At 61.8% G+C, this 20,183-nt stretch carries 19 protein-coding genes; 14 read left to right on the forward strand and 5 right to left on the reverse strand.

Annotated features, from left to right (window positions below; translation table 11 throughout):
* Positions 1 to 7 precede the first annotated feature (7 nt).
* Positions 8 to 493 carry a tripartite tricarboxylate transporter TctB family protein gene (locus tag AXF13_RS15435; RefSeq protein WP_062254567.1) on the reverse strand — a complete coding sequence of 162 codons (486 nt, stop codon included), beginning with the start codon at positions 491 to 493 and terminating at the stop codon, positions 8 to 10.
* A gap of 74 nt (positions 494 to 567) precedes the next feature.
* Complete coding sequence (locus tag AXF13_RS15440; RefSeq protein WP_009303086.1) at positions 568 to 1,041, reverse strand: L-2-amino-thiazoline-4-carboxylic acid hydrolase; 474 nt, start codon at positions 1,039 to 1,041, stop codon at positions 568 to 570.
* 355 nt (positions 1,042 to 1,396) lie between these two features.
* On the opposite strand from AXF13_RS15440, the gene AXF13_RS15445 reads away from it, so the two are divergent.
* Positions 1,397 to 2,365: a sigma-54 interaction domain-containing protein gene (locus tag AXF13_RS15445; protein WP_062254569.1), complete on the forward strand. Its 969-nt coding sequence runs from the start codon at positions 1,397 to 1,399 to the stop codon at positions 2,363 to 2,365.
* A gap of 149 nt (positions 2,366 to 2,514) precedes the next feature.
* Here AXF13_RS15445 and AXF13_RS15450 read toward each other — a convergent pair whose 3' ends face one another.
* Positions 2,515 to 3,441: a phosphoglycerate dehydrogenase gene (locus AXF13_RS15450; protein WP_062254571.1), complete on the reverse strand. Its 927-nt coding sequence runs from the start codon at positions 3,439 to 3,441 to the stop codon at positions 2,515 to 2,517.
* Positions 3,442 to 4,357: 916 nt separating this feature from the next.
* Between AXF13_RS15450 and AXF13_RS15455 the strand changes: the two genes are divergently transcribed.
* Together AXF13_RS15455 and AXF13_RS15460 are read left to right on the forward strand one after the other, a co-directional pair.
* The gene (locus AXF13_RS15455) at positions 4,358 to 5,866 is read left to right on the forward strand and encodes a DUF1538 domain-containing protein (RefSeq protein WP_062254572.1); all 1,509 of its coding nucleotides are present in this window, start codon (positions 4,358 to 4,360) and stop codon (positions 5,864 to 5,866) included.
* Positions 5,863 to 6,570 carry a P-II family nitrogen regulator gene (locus AXF13_RS15460; protein WP_009303084.1) on the forward strand — a complete coding sequence of 236 codons (708 nt, stop codon included), beginning with the start codon at positions 5,863 to 5,865 and terminating at the stop codon, positions 6,568 to 6,570. The genes AXF13_RS15455 and AXF13_RS15460 overlap by 4 nt, the downstream gene beginning before the upstream one ends.
* Before the next feature lie 96 nt (positions 6,571 to 6,666).
* Here AXF13_RS15460 and AXF13_RS15465 read toward each other — a convergent pair whose 3' ends face one another.
* On the reverse strand, positions 6,667 to 6,852 hold the full coding sequence (locus tag AXF13_RS15465; protein WP_008682368.1) for a hypothetical protein: 186 nt from the start codon (positions 6,850 to 6,852) through the stop codon (positions 6,667 to 6,669).
* 210 nt (positions 6,853 to 7,062) lie between these two features.
* Here AXF13_RS15465 and epsC point away from each other — a divergent pair, with 210 nt between their 5' ends.
* The gene (epsC, locus tag AXF13_RS15470; RefSeq protein ID WP_062254574.1) at positions 7,063 to 7,980 is read left to right on the forward strand and encodes a serine O-acetyltransferase EpsC; all 918 of its coding nucleotides are present in this window, start codon (positions 7,063 to 7,065) and stop codon (positions 7,978 to 7,980) included.
* Positions 7,973 to 8,116 (forward strand): hypothetical protein, encoded by a 144-nt coding sequence (locus AXF13_RS17190; RefSeq protein WP_009303083.1) that lies wholly within the window; start codon positions 7,973 to 7,975, stop codon positions 8,114 to 8,116. Before epsC ends, AXF13_RS17190 begins: the two co-directional genes overlap by 8 nt.
* Before the next feature lie 411 nt (positions 8,117 to 8,527).
* On the opposite strand, the gene AXF13_RS15475 is transcribed toward AXF13_RS17190, so the two are convergent.
* Positions 8,528 to 9,031, reverse strand: coding sequence for a periplasmic heavy metal sensor (locus tag AXF13_RS15475; protein ID WP_062254576.1), 504 nt, complete (start codon positions 9,029 to 9,031; stop codon positions 8,528 to 8,530).
* Positions 9,032 to 9,274: 243 nt separating this feature from the next.
* Here AXF13_RS15475 and AXF13_RS15480 point away from each other — a divergent pair, with 243 nt between their 5' ends.
* From AXF13_RS15480 to lepB, 9 genes are all read left to right on the forward strand, one after another.
* Positions 9,275 to 11,080: an ATP-binding protein gene (locus AXF13_RS15480; protein ID WP_062254579.1), complete on the forward strand. Its 1,806-nt coding sequence runs from the start codon at positions 9,275 to 9,277 to the stop codon at positions 11,078 to 11,080.
* Complete coding sequence (locus AXF13_RS15485) at positions 11,077 to 12,486, forward strand: sigma-54-dependent transcriptional regulator (RefSeq protein ID WP_062254581.1); 1,410 nt, start codon at positions 11,077 to 11,079, stop codon at positions 12,484 to 12,486. The genes AXF13_RS15480 and AXF13_RS15485 overlap by 4 nt, the downstream gene beginning before the upstream one ends.
* Before the next feature lie 333 nt (positions 12,487 to 12,819).
* A complete protein-coding gene (locus AXF13_RS17315) occupies positions 12,820 to 13,116 on the forward strand; it encodes a hypothetical protein (protein ID WP_223299942.1) in 297 nt (98 codons plus the stop codon).
* Positions 13,113 to 14,627 carry a sigma-54 interaction domain-containing protein gene (locus AXF13_RS15490; RefSeq protein ID WP_223299943.1) on the forward strand — a complete coding sequence of 505 codons (1,515 nt, stop codon included), beginning with the start codon at positions 13,113 to 13,115 and terminating at the stop codon, positions 14,625 to 14,627. Before AXF13_RS17315 ends, AXF13_RS15490 begins: the two co-directional genes overlap by 4 nt.
* Before the next feature lie 74 nt (positions 14,628 to 14,701).
* On the forward strand, positions 14,702 to 15,307 hold the full coding sequence (locus AXF13_RS15495; RefSeq protein WP_062254583.1) for a MarC family protein: 606 nt from the start codon (positions 14,702 to 14,704) through the stop codon (positions 15,305 to 15,307).
* A gap of 138 nt (positions 15,308 to 15,445) precedes the next feature.
* Positions 15,446 to 16,048, forward strand: a complete 603-nt coding sequence (locus AXF13_RS15500; protein ID WP_062254585.1) for a MarC family protein — start codon at positions 15,446 to 15,448, stop codon at positions 16,046 to 16,048.
* Positions 16,049 to 16,225: 177 nt separating this feature from the next.
* Entirely contained in the window at positions 16,226 to 17,536 is a 1,311-nt protein-coding gene (locus AXF13_RS15505; protein ID WP_062254588.1) for an NCS2 family permease, read from the forward strand.
* A 268-nt stretch (positions 17,537 to 17,804) separates the two neighbouring features.
* Positions 17,805 to 19,313, forward strand: a complete 1,509-nt coding sequence (locus tag AXF13_RS15510) for a sodium-dependent transporter (protein WP_062254590.1) — start codon at positions 17,805 to 17,807, stop codon at positions 19,311 to 19,313.
* Positions 19,314 to 19,435: 122 nt separating this feature from the next.
* Positions 19,436 to 20,062, forward strand: a complete 627-nt coding sequence (lepB, locus tag AXF13_RS15515; protein WP_062254592.1) for a signal peptidase I — start codon at positions 19,436 to 19,438, stop codon at positions 20,060 to 20,062.
* Positions 20,063 to 20,183: the final 121 nt, after the last annotated feature.

Here is a 20,183-nt window from a genome sequence, read left to right on the forward strand (position 1 = left end):
TCTCCTGTTAGGGCAAGAGAATTTGAAAAAAGCCGCCGAAGGCCAGCACGAGAATCCCGGTGGTTCCCACGGCGACGCAGATGATTTCCAGGGGCTTGCGCCTGCCGAGCACGGGCAGGGCCACAAGCAGGAAAAGCAGGGTGGCAACGATGAACCCGCCGTTGTGGGGCATGCCGAGCCGGTTCATGCCGCTGATCAGGTCGCCGAGCCAGACCATGGCGGCCATGTAGCAGACCCAGAACACATAGAATGCGAGAACTTTGGGGTCGAGATTGAACGACCGTGAGGCCCTGTCCGCATTGCGTCGCGCAATCCCCGTTATGACGAGAAGAACGCCGCATAACGCCGTCGCGCCGAGCGTGATATAGGGCAGGGTGGAGGGGCCTGCCCATTCCTCGGCGGACGGGGGCGGCAGCTGGCTGGTGCTCAGGGCGCCCACGGCGCAGAAAAGCAGGATGACGATCCCGGAAATGACGTCCTTATGGATTCTCATGGTCTCCTTCCCCCGGAAGTCTCAGGCTCTTTTTCTGCCGGGGCCTCCCGGCGGAGGCCCCGGCTCATGACAGATTAGGGCCGGGCTTTTTTCCACAAGCGGACGCGGCAAAAGCTGTCGCCCTTGCCGAGCCGCTCGACGATATCGCACGGTATGTCGTGCTCGGCGGCGCGGTTGCGGTCCAGCTCCATGGCGATATCGCAATACAGGTCCTGCTTTTCAGGGGAAAGTCCCATGGCTTTCCACTCTTCCAGCAGGGGACAGTAATGCATGCGCATTTCGCTGTACTCGTCATTCTTGGTGATTTCCGTTTCAAAGACGCCGCCCATGTCGCGGTAGTGGATGTCCACCCATTCGTCGGGCGTTATTTTGTGCCCATCGCGTTCCGCACGGATACAGCCGTAGCTGGTGATGGCCTTCCTCGCCGCGGCTTCGGCCTTGTCGGAGGGCAGAATCTTTTCCAGTTCGCCGCAGAGGCAGGCCATTACACGGGCGCGGTCGCGCATTGCGCCGCGAACACGCTCTGTAACTTCTTTATTCCACTCCATACAGACTTCTCCTTGCATAAGGACTAGTAGTCAAGCATGCTTTATGTATTTTACTATAAAGAAAAGACACCATAGCCGCAGCATATGCTGTCCAGTGTATAATCAAATATTGTGCCAAAAATGTTCTCTAGGGATAACGTGCTATTTTTTAAGTCTTTTTATCCGTGATGCCGCAGAACGACTGTGGACAATGAAGCGATTTTTTTCACATTTTTTAAAATTTTATTCTCATTTTTCTTAAATAAAGTTTATTTCTGAAAAAGCTATTGATTTTTTAAGATAAAAGTATTTAAAAAAATAAAAAATTTCTCAATATAAATTGAGAATGATAAAAATCGAGCGGGAGAAGGCAGGCATGTCTTTCGTCAACGGAAATATGCAACTGGTGGGGCAAAGCCCGGCCATTTGCCGACTGCGCGAACAGATCGGCAAAGTCGCCGCCATGGACGCCGTCGTCCTTGTGCAGGGCGAGTCCGGCACGGGCAAGGAGCTGGTGGCGCGAGCCATTCATATGCAAAGCCCGCGTCAGCAAAAGGCGTTTGTGGCCATCAACTGCGGGGCCATTCCCGAGTCGCTGACGGAAAGCATTCTTTTCGGCTACGAGGGCGGGGCTTTTTCCGGAGCTCACAGCGCCGGTCAGACGGGTCTGCTGGAAAAGGCCAACGGCGGCACCCTGTTTCTGGACGAGGCGGGCGAAATGCCGCCCAGCCTGCAGGCCAAGATGCTGCGGACCTTGCAGAATTATAAAATCCGCCGCGTGGGAGGCAGCCAGGTCTGCCAGCTGGATGTGCGGATAGTCGCCGCCAGCAATCGGAACCTGCGCGACGCGGTCAAATCCGGGCGCTTCCGCGAGGATCTTTTTTACCGGCTGGACGTCATTCCGCTGATTGTCCCGCCCTTGCGCGAACGGCAGGGGGACATACGCCTTCTGGTGGAGTTCTTTCTCGAGTCTTACAGTGCCGCGAGGGGGATCCGTTACGAAATCTCCTCCGGCCTGCTCAAGAAATTCGAGGCCTACGCATGGCCCGGCAATGTGCGCGAACTGAAGAACTTTGTGGAGTACGGCATCTGCTTCAGCGAAGACGGCCGGCTCACCAAAAAACTGCTGGAGCCGCGCTTCGCCCTGGTCGGTGCCCCGGAATGTTCCGGCGCGCGGGTCGTGCGCCGCCGGAAGCCTGCTTTTGACGCGACGCATCTGGAAACGCTGCTGCGCCGTTACGGCCGCAGTACGGAAGGCAAAAAAGCCGTGGCCCGCCAGATGGGCATCAGCCTGGCCACGCTGTACCGCCACCTCAGGCGGGACCAGGAGGACGGCGCGCGGTAGGGCGGGGTTGCTTATGGCGATGGCTGCGGAACGTCCGCGCGGAACATTTGGATATTTTCAACAGCCAAACGCTCTGAAAACAGTGAAGGCCGGTTCCCCCGCATCCTGTCGGGAAAACCGGCCCTTTTCGCATGGACGGGAAAACGCGCTCAGCGCAGGCCCAGGTCGCGCAGCAGGTTCGCCACGGCCATCTGGCCCATCTGTTCGGTGGCCCCAGCCGTGGACGAGGAACAATGCGAGCCCATGACCAGATTGTCCAGCGCGTACCAGGCCGGATTTGCCGGAGGTTCCTGCTCAAAGACATCCAGGCCCGCGCCGTGGATCCGGCCTTCCCGCAGGGCGGCCAGCAGGGCGTCCTCGTCGATGAGCCCGCCGCGCGCCGTATTGATCAGCACGGCTGTTTTTTTCATGGCGGCGAGGCGTTGGGCATTGATCAGATTACGGGTTTCGTCCGTAAGCAGCGTGTGCAGGGTGATGAAATCGGCCTCCCGGCAGATGCGGTCCACATCGGCGCGCTCAATGCCCGCCTCTTGGGCGTAGGCCTCGTCCCAGGCGATATCGTGGGCCAGGATTTTCATGTCGAAACCGCGCGCCCGGCGGGCCACGCATTTGCCGATGGCCCCCAGGCCCACAATGCCCAGAGTCTTGCCGTAGAGATCGATGCCGGTGATCTTGCTCCAGTCCTTTTCCCGGCAGCGCCGGTCGATGAGAGCCGCCTTGCGGGCCACGGTGAGCATCAGGGTCAGGGCGTAGTCGGCCACGGCGTTGCTGTTGGCCCCCACAGTGCGCGAGACGGCGATGCCCCGTGCCTTGCAGGCCTCCAGATCAATATTGTCCAGGCCCACGCCGTACTTGGCGATGGCCCGCAGTTTGGGCGCGGCGGCCAGCACCGAGGCGTTCATGGGGTCCACGCCCAGGATGACGCCCTCGCACGGGGCCAGCTTTTCCTTGACGGCTTCCTCGGAGAGGATGCCGCCCGTGTCGTTGCGGATGACTTCCAGTCCGGCGTCGCGCAGGATGTCGAAAAGTTCGGGATTGTTTTTGCCGAAGGAACGGGGCGTAACAAGAATCTTCACAGGACGCGCTCCTCTCGAGTTGTGTGCGTGAAATTGCGGATGGGCCGTGCGCGCCTGAGGCCAGCCGTTGGCGAGCTTGCGGGCCTTGGGATAGCGCCGGGCGCGGGCGTTTTTAATGAGGCCTGACCCTAACCCAAGGGCCGGATTTGTCAATGTCTCCGCCCTCGGACCCCAGGGCAGACGCATCTAATTCCAGCCCTTGCAGGCCCCTTATCTGCCGTGATGATCCGTCAAAACCAGCCTGTTGTGTGCTGGCTGCGTCACTTGGCGCTTTTTGCCGCTCATGTACTTGAGTACGCTCTGCTCTCGATGCCCGTAAGGCTTGCCCGGCTCGCCAACGGGCACGGCCCTTTGGGCCGCCTTCCGGTCGGTTTCCGCGCAAAAAGCGCCATTTTTCTTGCCAGCGCGCAAAAATCTTGCTTCAGCCGTTGCGACGCAGGAGCTTTAGCCGTAGGCGAACTTGTGAGCCGTACGGATAAAGACAGCAACGCCAGCTACGGATGAAGACAGCAATTGGTTACGCAAAATTATATCCAAGGAAATCGCTGTCGCTATCCGTAGCGGCGCTGTCTTGATCCGTAACACGGCTTCGCCGTGAACGGCTCAAGCAAGCCGCTGACGCGGCAACGGCCAGCGCATTTTTTAGGATTCTCCCGGCACCAGCCATCCGCCCGCGCTTCGTTCCGGCGGAGCAAAGGTGGCTTCGCCTCTTTTTGTTCGTTCTCCGATCTACCGGGGAATAAAGACTTTTTAGATGCGTCTGCCCTGCTTTGGCCCCCCACTAACCCGCCCGCCGCAAGGCTGTCTTTTCCTGGGCGCCGCGCCGCCGGGCCGCCTTGACTATCCGCATCCGGTTTAGTAGTGCATTATATTGTAGGATAAGGAATAATTACGCTTTTACGGATCGGGAGTCCGCGTGGTTCTGCTGGAAAAAATCAAAGAGTCGGCCATTTCCGTCATTCCGGTGATGCTGGTGGTCTGCCTGCTGCACTTCACGGCGGCCCCTCTGGGCGACGCTCTGGGGGAATTTCTGGTGGGCGGCGTGCTGCTGATCCTCGGCTTGAGCGTTTTTTTGCTGGGCGCGGACATCGGCGTGCTGCCCGTGGGCCAGAAGGCGGGTTCGGCCCTGACTTCCCGCCGCAATCTGCCGCTCCTGCTGGGCGCGGGTTTTGTGATCGGCTTCTTCATCACCGTGGCCGAGCCGGACGTGCATGTGCTGGCCCAGCAGGTGAGCGCCGTGGACCCCGGCCTTTCCCGGCCCCTGCTGGTGCTCATGATCGCCGTGGGCGTGGGCCTGTTCGTGGCCATCGCCCTGGGCCGGATCATCCTGCAGGTGTCGCTTCGGTTGTTGCTGCTGCTTTTTTACCTGTTGCTGTTCGGCTGCGCGGCCCTGACCAGCTCCGCCTTTCTCGGCGTGGCCTTTGACGCGGGCGGCGCCACCACCGGGCCCATGACCGTGCCCTTCATCATGGCGCTGGGCGTGGGCGTGGCCGCCGTGCGCGGGGGACGCGGCAAGGACGACAGCTTCGGCCTCATCGGCCTGGCCTCCATCGGGCCGGTGCTTTCCGTGCTGATTCTGGGCATGCTGCACCACGGCCGCACCGGCGACGTGCCTGAAGTCATTGAGGCGCAGGCTTCCACCCTGCTGGGGCATTTTCTGGCCCTGGTGCCGGAAGTGGCCGGAGAGGTAGGCATGGCTCTGGGGCCGCTGGTGGGGCTGTTCGTGATCTTCAGGATTTTTCTGCTGCGCCTCACGCGTTACCAGACCATCCGCATGGCTGTGGGCCTGGTCTATACCTTTCTGGGTCTGGTCTGCTTTTTTGTGGGAGTCAAGGGCGGCTTTATTCCGGCCGGGCGTGAACTCGGGGGAATTCTGGCCCAGCATGACTTCCGTTATTTCCTGATTCTGGCGGGCGTGGTCCTGGGGGCGCTGGCCGTCTGCGCCGAGCCCGCCGTCTGGGTGCTCAACGCCCAGGTGGAGGAAGTCTCCGGAGGGCATATCAAGCGCACGGTCATGCTGGTTTCGCTGTGCATCGGCGTGGCGGCGGCCGTGGGCATGGCCATGCTGCGGGTGGTGACGGGCATGAGCATCTGGTGGTTCCTGATCCCCGGCTATGTGCTGGCGCTGGGCCTGACCCTGTTCTGCCCGCGCATGTTCACGGCCATTGCCTTCGACTCGGGCGGCGTGGCCTCCGGGCCCATGGCGTCCACCTTCATTCTGGCCTTTACCCTGGGGGCTTCCCACAGTCTGGGCGGCAACCCCATTACCGACGCGTTCGGCGTCATCGCCATGATCGCCATGACGCCTCTGATCACTATTCAGGTTTTGGGCATTCTTGTGGATCGCCGGGAAAAGGCGGCCGCCCGGCGCCGGGACGCCTTGCGCGAACCGGCTTCCCGTGCCGCCGGGGAAGGGCGGTCATGAGCCTGTTGGCGACGATCTACGCGCCCGGCAAGCTCCTGGTGAGCATTGTGGGCAGGAATCAGGGCGATTGGGTGGTGGAGGCCGCCAAAAAGGCGGGCGCGCGAGGCGGCACGGTGCTGCTCGGGCGCGGCACGGCGGAAAGCCGTATTCTGCGGCTGCTCTGCCTGGGCGATACGGAAAAGGACCTGGTGCTCACCCTGGCCCCGGCCGGGGAAATGCCCGCCATCATCAACGTTCTGCGCGACGGAAGCGGCATGGCCGGGAAAGCGCCGGGCGTAGGCTTCGTGATCGACGTGTCGGGCATTCTGCGACATATTCTGTCCGCGCCCGGCGCGGCCCCCCAACCTTTCCATACGGCAACAGGTGAAAGCATGAACGCACAGGCAAGCCATCAACTGATCTGCGTTATCGTCAACGCGGGCTATGCCGACGACGTGATGAACGCGGCGCGTACGGCGGGGGCCACGGGCGGCACGGTCATCAACGCGCGCGGCACGGGCCGGGAAGAGGACGTGAAATTTTTCGGCATCACTCTTGTGCCGGAAAAGGAACTGCTGCTTATTCTGGCGGAGCAGGCGGCGGCTCCGGACATTCTTGAGGCCATCCGCCGGACGCCCTGTCTGAATGAGCCCGGCATCGGCATTGCCTTCTGCATGGCGGTGGAGAGCTTTTTTCCCTTGGGCCGCGCCGGGGCGACGGACTGAACGGCGTCGTATCCACGGCGTGCAACGCAACGCGGCCCGGGAGGCCGAAGCTCCGGGCCGCGCCGTATCATGCCGAACCGGATCGGTTGCGCCGGTTCAGGCCTCGACATTCAGTTTGGAGCCGATGCCTTCGGCGGCCAGGCCGTCGATGCGGGCCATGTTCTGCTGCATCTCCTGGCCTTTGTCGAGGCTGCCGTTGATGACGGCCGACGCCATGGTGGCCTGAAAGTTCAGGGCATCCTTGGTGACGGCCACGCTCATGCCCATCTGCACATCTTCCATCGCGCACTCCTTGCGCCGTCGGGGCGGCGCTGCTGATAGTCTTCAACAGGGGATATCGGCCGGAATGCGCCTGGCTTAAGGGTGGTTCCGGATATTTTTTACCGACTGTTTTCAGACCCTGACCGGAGCGTTTGTCCCGTCCGCCCGGCAAAAGCCGTTGCGGGCAGGCGGCAGGGCGTGTACAAGAGGAAAAACAACAGGATATCGCCCATGAGCACTCTGCATGACGACACGACCGTGAGCATGCCGGAACTGGACTCTGTGGTGGAGCGTCTCTGCCACTCCTCGTCCCTGGACGCCGTCTGGCACCGTCCGGCCCAGGGCGCGGCCATGCCTTCGCTGGACGCCTTGAAGGAAATCATGGAGCGCCTGCGCGCGGCCGTCTTTCCGGGCTATTTCGGTTCGACCAGAATCCGGCGCGAGTCCATGCGCTACCACCTTGCGGCCAATCTGGACTCCATTTACCACAAGCTGAGCGAGCAGATTCTGCGCGGCTTCTGTTTTTCCTGCGAGGGGCGGCACGCGGCCACGCCCTGCGAGGCCTGCGAGAGCGAAGGCACGGCGGCGGCCCTGAAGTTCATGGACCGGTTGCCCGAAATCCGCCGTCTGCTGGCCGGGGATGCCCAGGCCGCCTATGAGGGCGATCCGGCGGCCACCAGTCCCGGCGAAACCATTTTCTGCTATCCGTCCATGCACGCCATGTTCCACCACCGCATCGCCCATGAGTTGTATACACTCAAGGTACCGGTGATCCCGCGCATCATTTCCGAGATGGCCCATTCGCGCACGGGCATTGACATCCACCCCGGCGCGACCATCGGCGAGGATTTCTTCATCGACCACGGCACCGGCGTGGTTATCGGCGAAACCTGTATTCTGGGGCGCAACTGCCGCCTGTACCAGGGCGTGACCCTGGGGGCTCTGTCCTTTCCCAAAAATCCCGACGGCACGCTGACCAAGGGCATTCCCCGGCATCCGGTGCTGGAGGACAACGTCACGGTCTATGCCGGGGCCACCATCCTGGGTCGGGTCACCATCGGCGCCGGCGCGGTCATCGGCGGCAATGTCTGGATCACCAGCGACGTGCCCGCCGGAGCCAGGATCTCCCAAGAGAAGCCGTATGCGTAAGAAAACGATTGCCCGCCGCCTGCTCGCCCTGGGACTTTGCCTGATGTTTCTGGCCCTGGCCGCCTGCGCCGGACAGAATATCGAGGTGCGTCCCAAAGGAGAGGCGGTTGTGGGCGTCGGCGTGGGCAGCCGTTAGAGCATTTCAACCTTGAAATGCTCTGAAGCCGAACACGGCGTGGATTCCGGCAAAGCGACCGAAGGCAGGCCGAAGGGTTGTCCCCGTTGGCGACAACGGAGCCATACGGGGACCGACAGCAGCGATAATCGCATTTTTTGTCGGAATGAACCCACTGAAACCTATAGCGTTTCAGTGGTGAACTGCTCTGGAACATTTCAGACTTGATCCGCGCCGGGAGCTGTTTTCAGAGCATCCTTTTTCCTTGCCCGCGTCGTTTCACGGCAACAGTTTCCGGCAGCGGGTAATTTGGAAACAGTGCGTCTTCCGGGCCTGTCCTGTTGTTGTGCGGGCGCGGCCCGGAAATGAAAAGGGCGGGGAATCCCCGCCCTTTTCTGTTCTGGCACGTCGCGGCACGCCGCGCACAGGATCTTATCTCCAGCAGCCGCCGCGGCCGCCGTGCCCGTAACCGTGGCCCGAACCGTAACCGCCGTGGTGCATGCCGGGGCCGTAGCCGTTGCCCATGCCGTAACGATGCCCCAGCCCGTAACCGTGGCCCATGCCGTAGCCACCCATGGGCAGGCCTTCCTTGTCGAGCTGGGCCCGGAGGTCGGCGCGGTCGGAGCGCATCTTGCCTTCAAGTTCGCCGATTTCCCGGGACAGGCTTTCAATCTTGCCCTTGTCGGGCGATACGCTGCTCATCTGGGCATCCAGTTCGGCGCGTTTGGTGATCAGGGACTGCCGGACGGCGTCCATTTTTTCATAGTGATTGCTGAAAATCTGCTGCGCCTTGGTCTCCTGTTCCTGCGACAGCGGGGCATCATAGCCCGGTCCGCCGTTGCTGTAGCCGCGGGCCTGGCTGAGACCGGCAAAGCCCAGAACCAGCATCGCCGCGAGGGCCAGAGACGTCATGCGCAGAGTGTTAGCCTTTTTCATTGTGTCCTCCCGAAGGGGTTGTGTGCGGAACCATTGCGGTATGCACGGATGTTAGATGTATAAGGTGTCGCCTTTGCGTTTCAGGCGAGCTGTCCTGCATATAGCAAGGCGCGTGCCATTATGAATAACTATTTTAAATAATTAATGTAATCAAAAATAACCTGAAAGAGCATTGCGCCGCGCGGGGGAAGAACGTAACCTTTTTACCCGTTGCGGGTAAAAAGGTTACACGAAAGGAATCGTATGCAGGATCACTACTCTCCACTCTCCCATCTGGAAAAGCGGCGGCACTGGCGTTTTTTCTGGCGGCTCTTCGCGGGGCTCGCCCTGGCGGGCATCTGCGCCGCGGCCTTCATGGTCACGCGGGGGGCGGAACAGGAAGAGCGGCAAATGCTGGCAAACATGCAGGGCCGGGCCGATGTGCTGATCTGGGCTCTGGAGGGCAGCGCCCGCTCCTTCGGGCATATGCGGCAAAATCCCATGCTGGGCCTGGTGGAGGAGGTGGCGAAACAGCCGGGCGTCGCGTACATCGCCCTGGTGGCCGCGGACGGGCGGGTTTTGATCCACAGCCGCCCGGATCAGGTGGGAACGATTCTGTACAGTCCGGAGGAACTGCAAAAACTGCATGTGGGCGACAACTCCCAAAGCCGTTTTGATCCGAACGATCCGGGCGTGTTTGAAACCTACAAGATTTTTACCCCTTCCCGCCCGCGCGGCGGCGCGGGCATGCCGGGCCATATGGGCATGGGCCGCATGATGCGGGGCGGCCACCACGCCCGGATGCCGTCCGGCGAACTGGAGGACAAGTATATCTTTGTGGGCCTGGATGCTTCGCATTTCGCGGCCAACCTGCACGAATACGTGTTTCATCTCAGCGCCATAGCCGGTCTTGTCACCCTGGCGGGCCTGGTGGGCATCGTGCTGCTGTTCTACATCCAGAATTACCGGTTTTCCAAAAGGATGCTGGAAGATACGCAGGCCCTGGCCGCGCAGGTCATCAACAGCCTTCCGGCCGGGCTGGTGGTGACGGACCCGCACGGGATCATTTCCCTGAGCAACCGGCACGGGCGGGACATGCTGGGCCTTTCCGGGCAGGAAAAGACGCCGCCTTCCCTGCATGACGCGCCGGTGCTGGACTGGCAGGCCCTGATGGACGAGCTGGACGCGGGCAAGGTTATTCCGGAGCGCGACGCGGACCTTTTCCGCTCCAAGGCCAATCCGCTTCCGGTCAGCCTCAGCGCCGCGAAAATCATCGGCAGCGAGGGCGCGTTTCTGGGCTATCTCTTTATCTTGCGCGATCTGGGCGAGATCCGCAGGCTTCAGAAACAGCTCCGGCAGAGCGAACGGCTCTCCGCGCTGGGCAACCTGGCCGCGGGCGTGGCCCATGAAATCCGCAATCCGCTCAGCTCCATCAAGGGCTACGCCACCTATCTGACCGAAAAGCTGAAAAACGACAAAATGGCCTATGCCACGGGAAATATTCTGATTCAGGAAACCGAGCGCCTGAACCGCGTCATGTCGGATCTGCTGAGCGTGGCGAAGCCGCTTGATCTGCGTTTGCAGTCCGTGCGCATTGAAAACGTTCTGGAACAGGCCGTGCGGGTGATTTCCTCGGACGCGGAAGAAAAGGGCGTGGCCGTGCATTTGCGCCTGCCCCGGCTCGGCGACGGGCCCCAGGGCGAGGTCCGGCTCGACCCCGACCGCCTGATTCAGGCCCTGCTCAACCTGCTGGTCAACGCCGTACAGGCCACGGAGCCGGGCGGCAGCATCGAGGTCGCGCTGGAAAGCGGCCAGGCGCAGGCCGCGGACGGCGCTTTCTGGAGCATCAGCATCAGCGACACGGGCTGCGGCATGTCGGCCCAGACCGTGGCCCAGCTTTTCACCCCGTACTTCACGACCAAGGCCTCGGGCACCGGACTGGGGCTCGTGCTCACCCAGCAGATCGTGGAGCGGCACGGGGGAGAGATCAAGGTGTTCAGCCAGCCCGGCAAGGGCTCGACGTTCACCATTCTGCTGCCCCAGGCTATGCGGGAAGGAGGTGAGGCATGAAAAAAACGTTGACGATTCTGGTGGCCGACGACGACGCCACGCACCGTGAAGTATTGCGGACCCTGCTTGAGGAATGGGGCTACGCGGTCCGGGAGGCCGTGGACGGCGAGCATGCGGTGGCGCTGTGCCGGGAGCAGCCCTTTGATCTGGTGCTCATGGACGTGCGCATGCCCAAAAAATCCGGCCTGGAGGCCCTGAAGGAGATCAAGGTCCACAATCCCGCCGTGCCGGTGCTGATCATGACCGCCTTCTCGGAAGTCGCGGCGGCGGTGGAAGCCATCAAGTCCGGCGCGTACGACTATCTGACCAAACCCCTGGACTTTGAAAAGCTCAAGGTCGTGTTGCGCAATGTTTTCGCCCATGTGGGGCTGATCCGGGAAAACGCCACCCTGTCCCGCAGCCTTGCCGCCACCGAGGCGCAGACGGGCATGGTGGGGCGCAGCGAATCCATGCGCGCGCTCTGGGAGATGGTCCGCACCATCGCGCCCACGGACGCCACGGTGCTGATCACCGGCGAGTCCGGCACGGGCAAGGAACTGGTGGCCAAGGCCGTCCATGCCGCCAGCCGCCGGGCGCGGGGGCCGTTTGTGGCGGTGAACTGCGCGGCCCTGACCGAGTCCTTGCTGGCCTCGGAACTGTTCGGGCACGAAAAGGGCGCGTTTACCGGCGCGGACAAAAAGCATGAGGGGCATTTTCTCAAGGCGGACGGCGGCACGATTTTTCTGGATGAAATCGGGGAAATGCCGCTCTCCATGCAGGTCAAGCTGCTGCGCGTGATCCAGGAGCGCGAGGTGCTCAGCGTCGGCGGCAACAAGGCCGTGCCCGTGGATGTGCGTATCATCGCGGCGACCAACCGCGATCTGGCCAAGGAAGTGGCTGCCGGAACGTTCCGCCAGGATCTGTACTACAGGTTGAACGTGGTCACCCTGGCCCTGCCGCCCCTGCGCGAACGCGCGGACGATATTCCTCTGCTCGCCCAGCATTTCATGGCCCGTTTTGCGGACAAGAACAACAAGAAGATCAAGGGGTTCACGCCGGGAGCCATGGACCGCCTGGTGCGCTATGCCTGGCCGGGCAATGTGCGGGAACTGGAAAACGTCATCGAGCGGGCGTCCATCCTGCTGCTGGGAGAGCATATCAGCGAGCGGGAGCTGCCGGAGCGCTTCGCCGCGTCCCAGGGCGATGCCCTGACGGACGCCCTGACCACGGATTGCCCCACCCTGGAAGACGTTGAGCGGGCCGTGATTTTGAAAACCCTGAAACGCTTCGGCGGCAACAAGACCGAGGCGGCCAAGGCCCTGGGCATCACCCGCAAGACGCTGCACGCCAAGTTGAGCAAGTATCAGTCCGCACAGGAGGGTATGCCGGAGGGAGAGGATGAGGACAAGGGCGCGGCAACGAGCTAGGCTTAGGCCTCGTTTTCATGGGTGAAAACTGTGCCCGAAGGGCGAAAAAAGGCATCCGGTTTCGTGCATCCCTGCCCGCTGTCATGGACATCCGGGCAAGCGCATGCCATAATAACTTGGCTTAGGGCCTGTTGACACTATAGAATTTTTGCCCGCTCGCTACGTCAGATTTCATCTGCTTTTTCGGTCGAGTACCAAAAGAGTACACTCCATCAAAGCAGGCTTATCTTCCTTGCGAGTGAACAAAAATTCTATAGTGTCAACAGGTCCTAGTTGGTCCGGTTCCGTCCGGAAGCGGAGCCGCATTTTTTCGTCCATCCGCGGGAGATGCCCATGATCGACAGCTCAGCCTATGGCGCGGCGCTGGAAGACCGTCTGGCGCGCATGCCGGGCGGCGTATGCGGCTCGGACAACTGGCTTTTGCTCCACGCCAACGACGCTCTGCGGGACATGCTCGGCATTCGGGGCGAGATTTTGCCCAGCACGGCCCTGAGCCGCTGGCTGAGCCAGGGCGTTCTGGAAGGCTTTCACGAGGCCGGGGGCTCGGAGGGCACGCCCGGCGAGCAGGGCCGGATGATCTTCCGCCATCCGTGCGGCGCCAGCTATCTGTTCTACTGGTGGGGGACGTGAGCAAAAGCCACGGCCCGGTACGCTGTTTCACCGTGTATGAAATCCCCATGGGCGAGCTGGACCAGGCCGCCCGGCTGTCCTGGCGCGAACTGGACAGCATGCTGGAATTCATTCACGACGGCATCTGGGTCATTGACGCCGACGGCGTCACCCGGCGCGTCAACCGGGCCATGGAGCGCATTGCCGGGATCAAGGCCGAAGAGGTGGTGGGCCGGCACGTGACCAAGCCTCTGCAGGAGGGGCGCTTCAAAACCTGTGTGACCCTGCGGGCCCTGAAGGCCCGGCATACCGTGACCCTCTTTGACGATTACGCCAACGGCAAACGCTGCCTGAACACCAGTACGCCGGTGTTTGACGAAAACGGCAAGGTCTGGCGCGTGATCGCGGTCATCCGCGACATTACGGAGCTGGAGAGCCTTCAGAAAAAGCTCTCCAACCTGGAAGTGGAGGCCATGGCCTACAAGCTCCGCGCCCAGGGCCTGGAGAGCGAAGCCAACAGCGGCCTCATGGGCCAGAGCCTGCTGCTGCACCGCGTGCGCCAGGACATCGTCAAGGCCGCGCATTCCGACGCCGTGACCTTGATCCTGGGCGAGACCGGCACCGGCAAATCCTTGGCCGCCAAGATCATCCACGACATGAGCCACAGGGCGGAAAAGCCTTTTGTGGTGGTCAACTGCGGGGCCATGCCCGCTGCGCTCATGGAATCGGAACTGTTCGGCTACGAGGGAGGCGCGTTCACCGGAGCCTCCAAAGGCGGCAAGCCGGGCATGCTGGAGCTGGCCAGCGGCGGCACGCTGCTGCTGGACGAAATCGGCGAACTCTCCCTGCCCATGCAGGCCAAGCTGTTGCATGTGCTGGACGGCCAGCCCTTCTACCGGGTGGGGGGCACCCGCGCCATCGCCGTGGACACTAGGGTGATCGCGGCCACCAACAAGCCTTTGGACAAAATGGTGGCCGACGGCCAGTTCCGCGAAGACCTCTTCTACCGTTTGCGCGTGCTGAACGTGGACATGCCGCCCCTGCGCGAACGCAAGGACGACATTCTGATGCTGGCTTGGCATTTTCTGCGCAAGATCAGTGAAGGCACCGGCACGGACAAGCGCCTGGACCCGCGCACGGAGCAGCTCTTCCTGGCCTACAACTGGCCGGGCAACGTGCGCGAGCTGCAATCCGTGATCCAGTCCCTGGTCACACTGGCCGAGACGGAAATCATCGCTCCGGCCGACCTGCCTTCCTACATGCGGGAATCGGCCAGCGCGCCGCGTGAAGTGTCCCGGACGGAACAATCCCTGACCCGGGCCGTGGAGGCTCTGGAAAAAAGCATGCTGGCTGAGGCTCTGGCCGAAGCGGGCAGCACCTACAAGGCCGCCCGTCGCCTGGGCATCAGCCAGTCTTCGGTGGTGCGGAAAGCGAAAAAATACGGTATCCACGCCGAGGGCGAGGCACGGGACGCCCGGATCGGAGAAAAACCCGGCCCGGCGGAAGATGCGCCTGCCTTGAACATTGCCTAGTGCCTAATTTGAAAAATTAGACACGCAAAACCCGTAGGGTTTTGCGGCAACGCGTCGCCGCATCTGGAGAACGTATGGATGACATTACTGTCGGCAAAATAATCAGCATGAGCATCAAGCTGTACGCGCTGATGACGCCGCCCGCAGTGCTCAGCGCCTTTATCAGCGGCACCAGAAGCCTCGACAGAGAGCAGAAGGCCCTGACGGCCTGTAAAACATCCGTGGCGATTTTCATCATCGGCACGTTTCTTTTTTTGTTCGGTTCGCATCTGTTCACGCTGTTCGGCTTCACCCTGGACGCCTTTCGCATCGGCGTGGGCCTGCTGCTCTTTTTGACCGCCATCTCGCTGATGAACGACGACTGCACCCAGCCGCGCACCAGGCAGGAAGGCGACATCAGCGTGGTGCCGCTGGCAATTCCCCTGGGCATGGGGCCTTCGGCCATCGGCGCGGTCATGGTTGTGGGCGCCACCACCGAGGGCCTGAATGATGTGCTGTCCGGAGTTTTCTGCCTGCTGCTGGCTTCGTTCGGCATGTTTCTGTTGTTGTGCATGGCCGACAAGGTGGAGAAAGTGCTGGGCGACACGGGCATCGCCGTGATGTCCAAACTCACGGCCCTGCTGTTGTCGGCCATTGCGGCCCAGGTTATTTTTACGGGGATCACCGCTTTTTTGAAGTAGTGCCGTGCCTGTTTGGGCGAAGCGAATTACGGGCATCGACAGCACAGACAACCACGTTTTTCGGCGTAGCGATCTTAACACGTAAAAGAAGTTTTAAGTGCTGCATTATAGTGGATCGGAGCGGCAAGGGAGAGGGGTATGGAAGGCATTGTCAGCGAAGTGGTCGGGACGAGCATCAAGCTGTATGCGCTGATGACGCCGCCCGCCGTGCTCAGCGCTTTTATCAGCGGCACCAAGGAATACGGCAAAAAACAGAAAGTCACTGTGGCCTTTAAAACCTCCACGGCGATTTTCATTATCGGCGTGGTGCTCTATCTGTTCGGCTCCAATCTGTTCGAGCTGTTCGGCTTTACCCTGGACGCCTTCCGCATCGGTTCGGGCGTGCTGCTCATGCTGACCGCCGTGGCCCTGATGAACGATGACGGCTCGCAGGTCCACACCAAGCGCGAGGGCGACATCAGCGTGGTGCCCCTGGCCATTCCCCTGGGCATGGGACCGGCCTCCATCGGCGCGGTCATGGTCATGGGCGCGTCCGCCGAGGACCTGCATGAAATGCTGGTGGGCGTGTTTTCCCTGCTGCTGGCGGCCGCGGGCATGTTTCTGCTGCTCTGCCTGGCCGACGGCGTGGCCCGGGTGCTGCGCCGCACTGGCATTGCCGTGCTGTCCAAGCTCACGGGCCTGCTGCTGGCGGCCATTGCGGCCCAGGTGATCTTCACGGGGGTCAGCGCGTTTTTGAAATAGGGCATTTCAACTTTGAAACGCGTACTCTTTCAAAGATAATCTGTTCTAAAGGTTTTTTCCGGGCAAGCCGTCTTGCGGAGACCGTCTGTTTTTCCGGTAAGCGGGAACTTCAAGTGTAACAGCGGCCGTCCCGCGTGCGCGGGCGGCGTTCCGGCGGAAGCCGGGAGGGGGGTCAGGGTGCGACTGCTGGAAACATATTTTAATCCCGCCGCCAGGGGCAGCTCCGTCAGAAAGGAGTGTCTGGCCGGGCTGACCAGTTTCATGGCCATGTGCTATCTCATCTTTGTGGTGCCGTCCATGCTGGCCGACGCGGGCATGCCCAAGGATTCCGCCGTGGCCGCCACCATCTGGGTGAGCATTCTGGCGACCCTGCTCATGGGCCTGTGGGCGAAATTCCCGGTGGGCGTGGCGCCGGGCCTGGGCATCACGGCCTTTTTCGCCTACTACATCTGTGGTCCCGCGGGCTATACCTGGCAGACGGGTCTGGGCGCGGTGTTCATTTCCGGCCTGGTGTTTCTGCTGCTCACGGCGACCCGCGTGCGCCAGATGATCATCAATGCCGTGCCCATGGACCTGAAATACGCCATTGTGGTGGGCATCGGCGCGTTCATCGCCTTTATCGGCATGAAAAGCTGCGGCATTGTGGCGGCGGACCCCTCCACTTTCGTGACCCTGGGCAATCTGGGCCAGCCCCAGACCCTGCTGGCCGTGGCCGGGGTCTTTCTGATCGGCGCGCTGATGGCCCTGCGCATTCCCGGCGCCATGATCATCGGCATTCTGGCCATCACCCTGGCGGGCATGCTGCTGGGGGTTTCGCCCGTGCCCAGCGGGGCGATTTTTTCCGGCAAACTGCCCCTGCCCACGGAGACCCTCTTGCAGATGGATCTCAAGGGCGCGCTGCACCACGGCCTGTTTTCCATTATTTTCACCCTGACCATGGTGGACCTGTTCGACAATATGGGCGTGCTCATCGGCCTGGCGCACAAGGCCGGTTTCATGCGCGAGGACGGGCATATTGAAAACCTGGACAAAGCCCTGATCACCGACTCCCTGGCGACCATGTCCAGCGCCCTGCTGGGAGCCACCACGGCCACCAGCTATCTGGAAAGCGCCACGGGCGTGGCCGAGGGCGGCCGCACCGGCCTGACCGCCGTGGTCATTGCCGGGCTGTTCTTTCTCTCGCTGTTTTTCGCGCCCCTGGTGGCCCTGGTGCCGTCTTTCGCCACCGCGCCCGTGCTGATCATCGTGGGCGCGCTGATGATGCAGGAAGTGGGGCGCATCCGCTTCGCGGACTTCACCGTGGCCCTGCCCGCCTTTCTGACCATCGTGAGCATGCCCCTGACCTTCAACATCGCCACGGGCTTTGGTTTCGGCTTTGTGAGCTGGGTGGGCATCAAGCTGCTGTCGGGCCGCTTCAAGGACGTCAATCTGATCATGTGCCTGATTGCGCTGTGCTTCGGGATCAATTTTGCCCTGCGCCTGCATTAGGAAACGCTGAGTAGTGAGGATTTTTGCCCTCTGCCCGCGTCAGGATCGCCCCGTGCGAAGGTCGAATATGCTTGAATATACTCCCTTCGCCCAAGGCTCGCCTTTCTTGGCGGAGAACAAAAATCCTCACTACTCAGCGTTTCCTTAACGCTCTGAACATCCATGCCGTGAGGCGACAGCCGGTCGAAAAGGCATTCTTTCTTGGCAGAGGGCAAAATTTCTCGTAGCCTGTGCGGACCTTCGGACAATTTCCGCAAGAGGGGGCAGGATGGTGGAAAAGGGACAGGTCAAACGCGAAATGCTGGGCAGCCGTCTGGGCTTTCTTCTGCTGTCGGCGGGCTGCGCCATCGGCCTCGGCAACGTCTGGCGTTTTCCGTATATCACCGGCGCTTACGGCGGCGCCATTTTTGTGGGCATTTATATTTTCTTTCTCTTCGCCATTCTGCCCATCATGATCATGGAATTCGCCGTGGGCCGCGCCTCGCGCCGGAACATGGGCCTGGCCCTGCGGGTGCTGGAACCCGCGGGCACGTACTGGCACCGTTTCGGCTGGGTGGCCCTGGTGGGCAGCTATATGCTGATGATGTTCTACACCACGGTGACCGGCTGGATGCTTTCCTACTGCTGGTTCATGGCCTCGGGCGCGTTGTCCGGGCTCACGCCCGAGGGCGTGGGCGGCTTTTTCAAGGCGGCTCTGGGCCGGGTGGATGTGCAGATCATCGGCATGAGTCTGAGCGTGGTTCTGGGCTTCGGCGTCTGCGCCCTGGGCGTGCAGAAGGGCGTGGAGCGCGTGGTCAAGCTGATGATGGTGGGCCTGCTGCTGATTCTGGTGCTTCTGGTGGCCCGCGCGCTGCTGCTGCCCGGCGCGGGCGCGGGCGTGCGCTTCTACCTTGTGCCGGACTGGGGCAAGTTCAGCGAGGTGGGCCTGCTCAACGTCTGCAACGCGGCCATGAACCAGGCATTTTTCGCCCTTTCCGTGGGCATCGGGGCCATGACCATCTTCGGCAGCTACCAGCCCAAGGACCGCTCCCTCACCGGGGAGGCGCTCTGGATCATGGGCCTGGACACCTTTGTGGGCATCATGGCCGGGCTGATCATTTTTCCGGCTTGCTTCGCCTTCGGCGTGGAGCCCGGCGCCGGGCCGGGTCTGGTTTTCGTGACACTGCCCAATATCTTCAATTCCATGGGCGGCGGCCGCCTCTGGGGCACGCTCTTTTTCATCTTTCTGGCTTTCGCCTCCCTGTCCACGGTCATCGCGGTGTTTGAAAACATCATTTCCTACAGCGCCGACGTCTGGGGCATGCCCCGCCGCCGGGCCACGGTGCTGCATGCCGGGGCCATGTGGCTGCTGTCCCTGCCCTGCGCCCTGGGCTTCAACCTGCTGAGCTTCGTGCAGCCCCTGGGCGCGGGCAGCAGCATTCTGGATTTTGAGGATTTTCTGATCAGCAACAACGTCCTGCCCCTGGGCGGTCTGCTTTTTCTGCTGTTCTGCTGCCGGCGGCGCGGCTGGGGCTGGGAGAATTTCCTGACCGAAGTGGACCAGGGGGTGGGCGTCAAGTTTCCGCCCTGGCTGCGCGGCTATCTGACCTGGATACTGCCCGCTCTGATCCTCGTGCTCTTCGCGGTCGGCTATGTGGAGAAGTTCGGGCTCATGGAACATCTGAAATTGTTCTGGGCCACCGCATACCGGCCCGGTATGGGAGGCTGGATCGTCGGAATCCTGGCGGCCGGGACGTTGCTTTGGCGGCTGCTGGCCAGGCGGCGTTCGCGCCGCTGAGGCCGGAACAAGGCCCGCTTGCGCGCGACGGCGGCTTGCCATCGGAAGAACATCACGGCATACTGCGGACTCCCGTCCGCCGGGAGGCGCATCCCGGAATCCGCCCTGAACAAGGAATCGCTATGAAACCCACCCTGCTGCAACAAAAAGCGCGCCCCAAGAAACCGCTCTGGCGTGAATACGGTGAAGCCTTGCTGGTAGCTCTGGTCCTGGCCCTGGTGATCCGCACCTTTGTGGTGCAGGCCTTCAAGATCCCCTCGGAATCCATGCTTCAGACCCTGCTGGTGGGCGACCATCTGCTGGCCAGCAAATTCGCCTACGGGATCAAAATCCCCTTTACCGACACCTATGTCTACAAGGGCGACGATCCGGCCAGGGGCGACGTCATCATCTTCAAGTACCCCAATGATCCCAGCGTGGACTATATCAAGCGGATCATCGGCGTGCCCGGCGACGTCATTGAGGTGCGCAACAAGCAGCTCTATCGCAACGGCCAGCCCGTAAAGGAATCCTACATCCGCTTTGCGGATCCTGACGGCGTCGAACCCGTTCGGGACAATTACGGGCCGGTCACCGTGCCGCCCAGCAAATACTTCGTCATGGGCGACAACCGTGACAATTCGCTGGACTCCCGTTTCTGGGGCTTTGTGGACCGCAGCGCCATCCGGGCCAAGGCCTGGCGCATCTACTGGTCCTGGGGCGGGCTGGACGATATCCGCTGGGGACGCATCGGGCAGCAGATCCACTAGGAGCTGTCTCTAAATTGCCCTTTCGCCCTCTGCCGACGTCAGGCTCGCCCCGTGCGAAGGTCGGGTTTGAATACACTCCCTCCGCCCAGGACTCGCCTTCCTTGGCGGAGAGCGAACATCC

Source organism: Desulfovibrio fairfieldensis (genome assembly GCF_001553605.1).
Lineage (GTDB): Bacteria > Desulfobacterota > Desulfovibrionia > Desulfovibrionales > Desulfovibrionaceae > Desulfovibrio > Desulfovibrio fairfieldensis.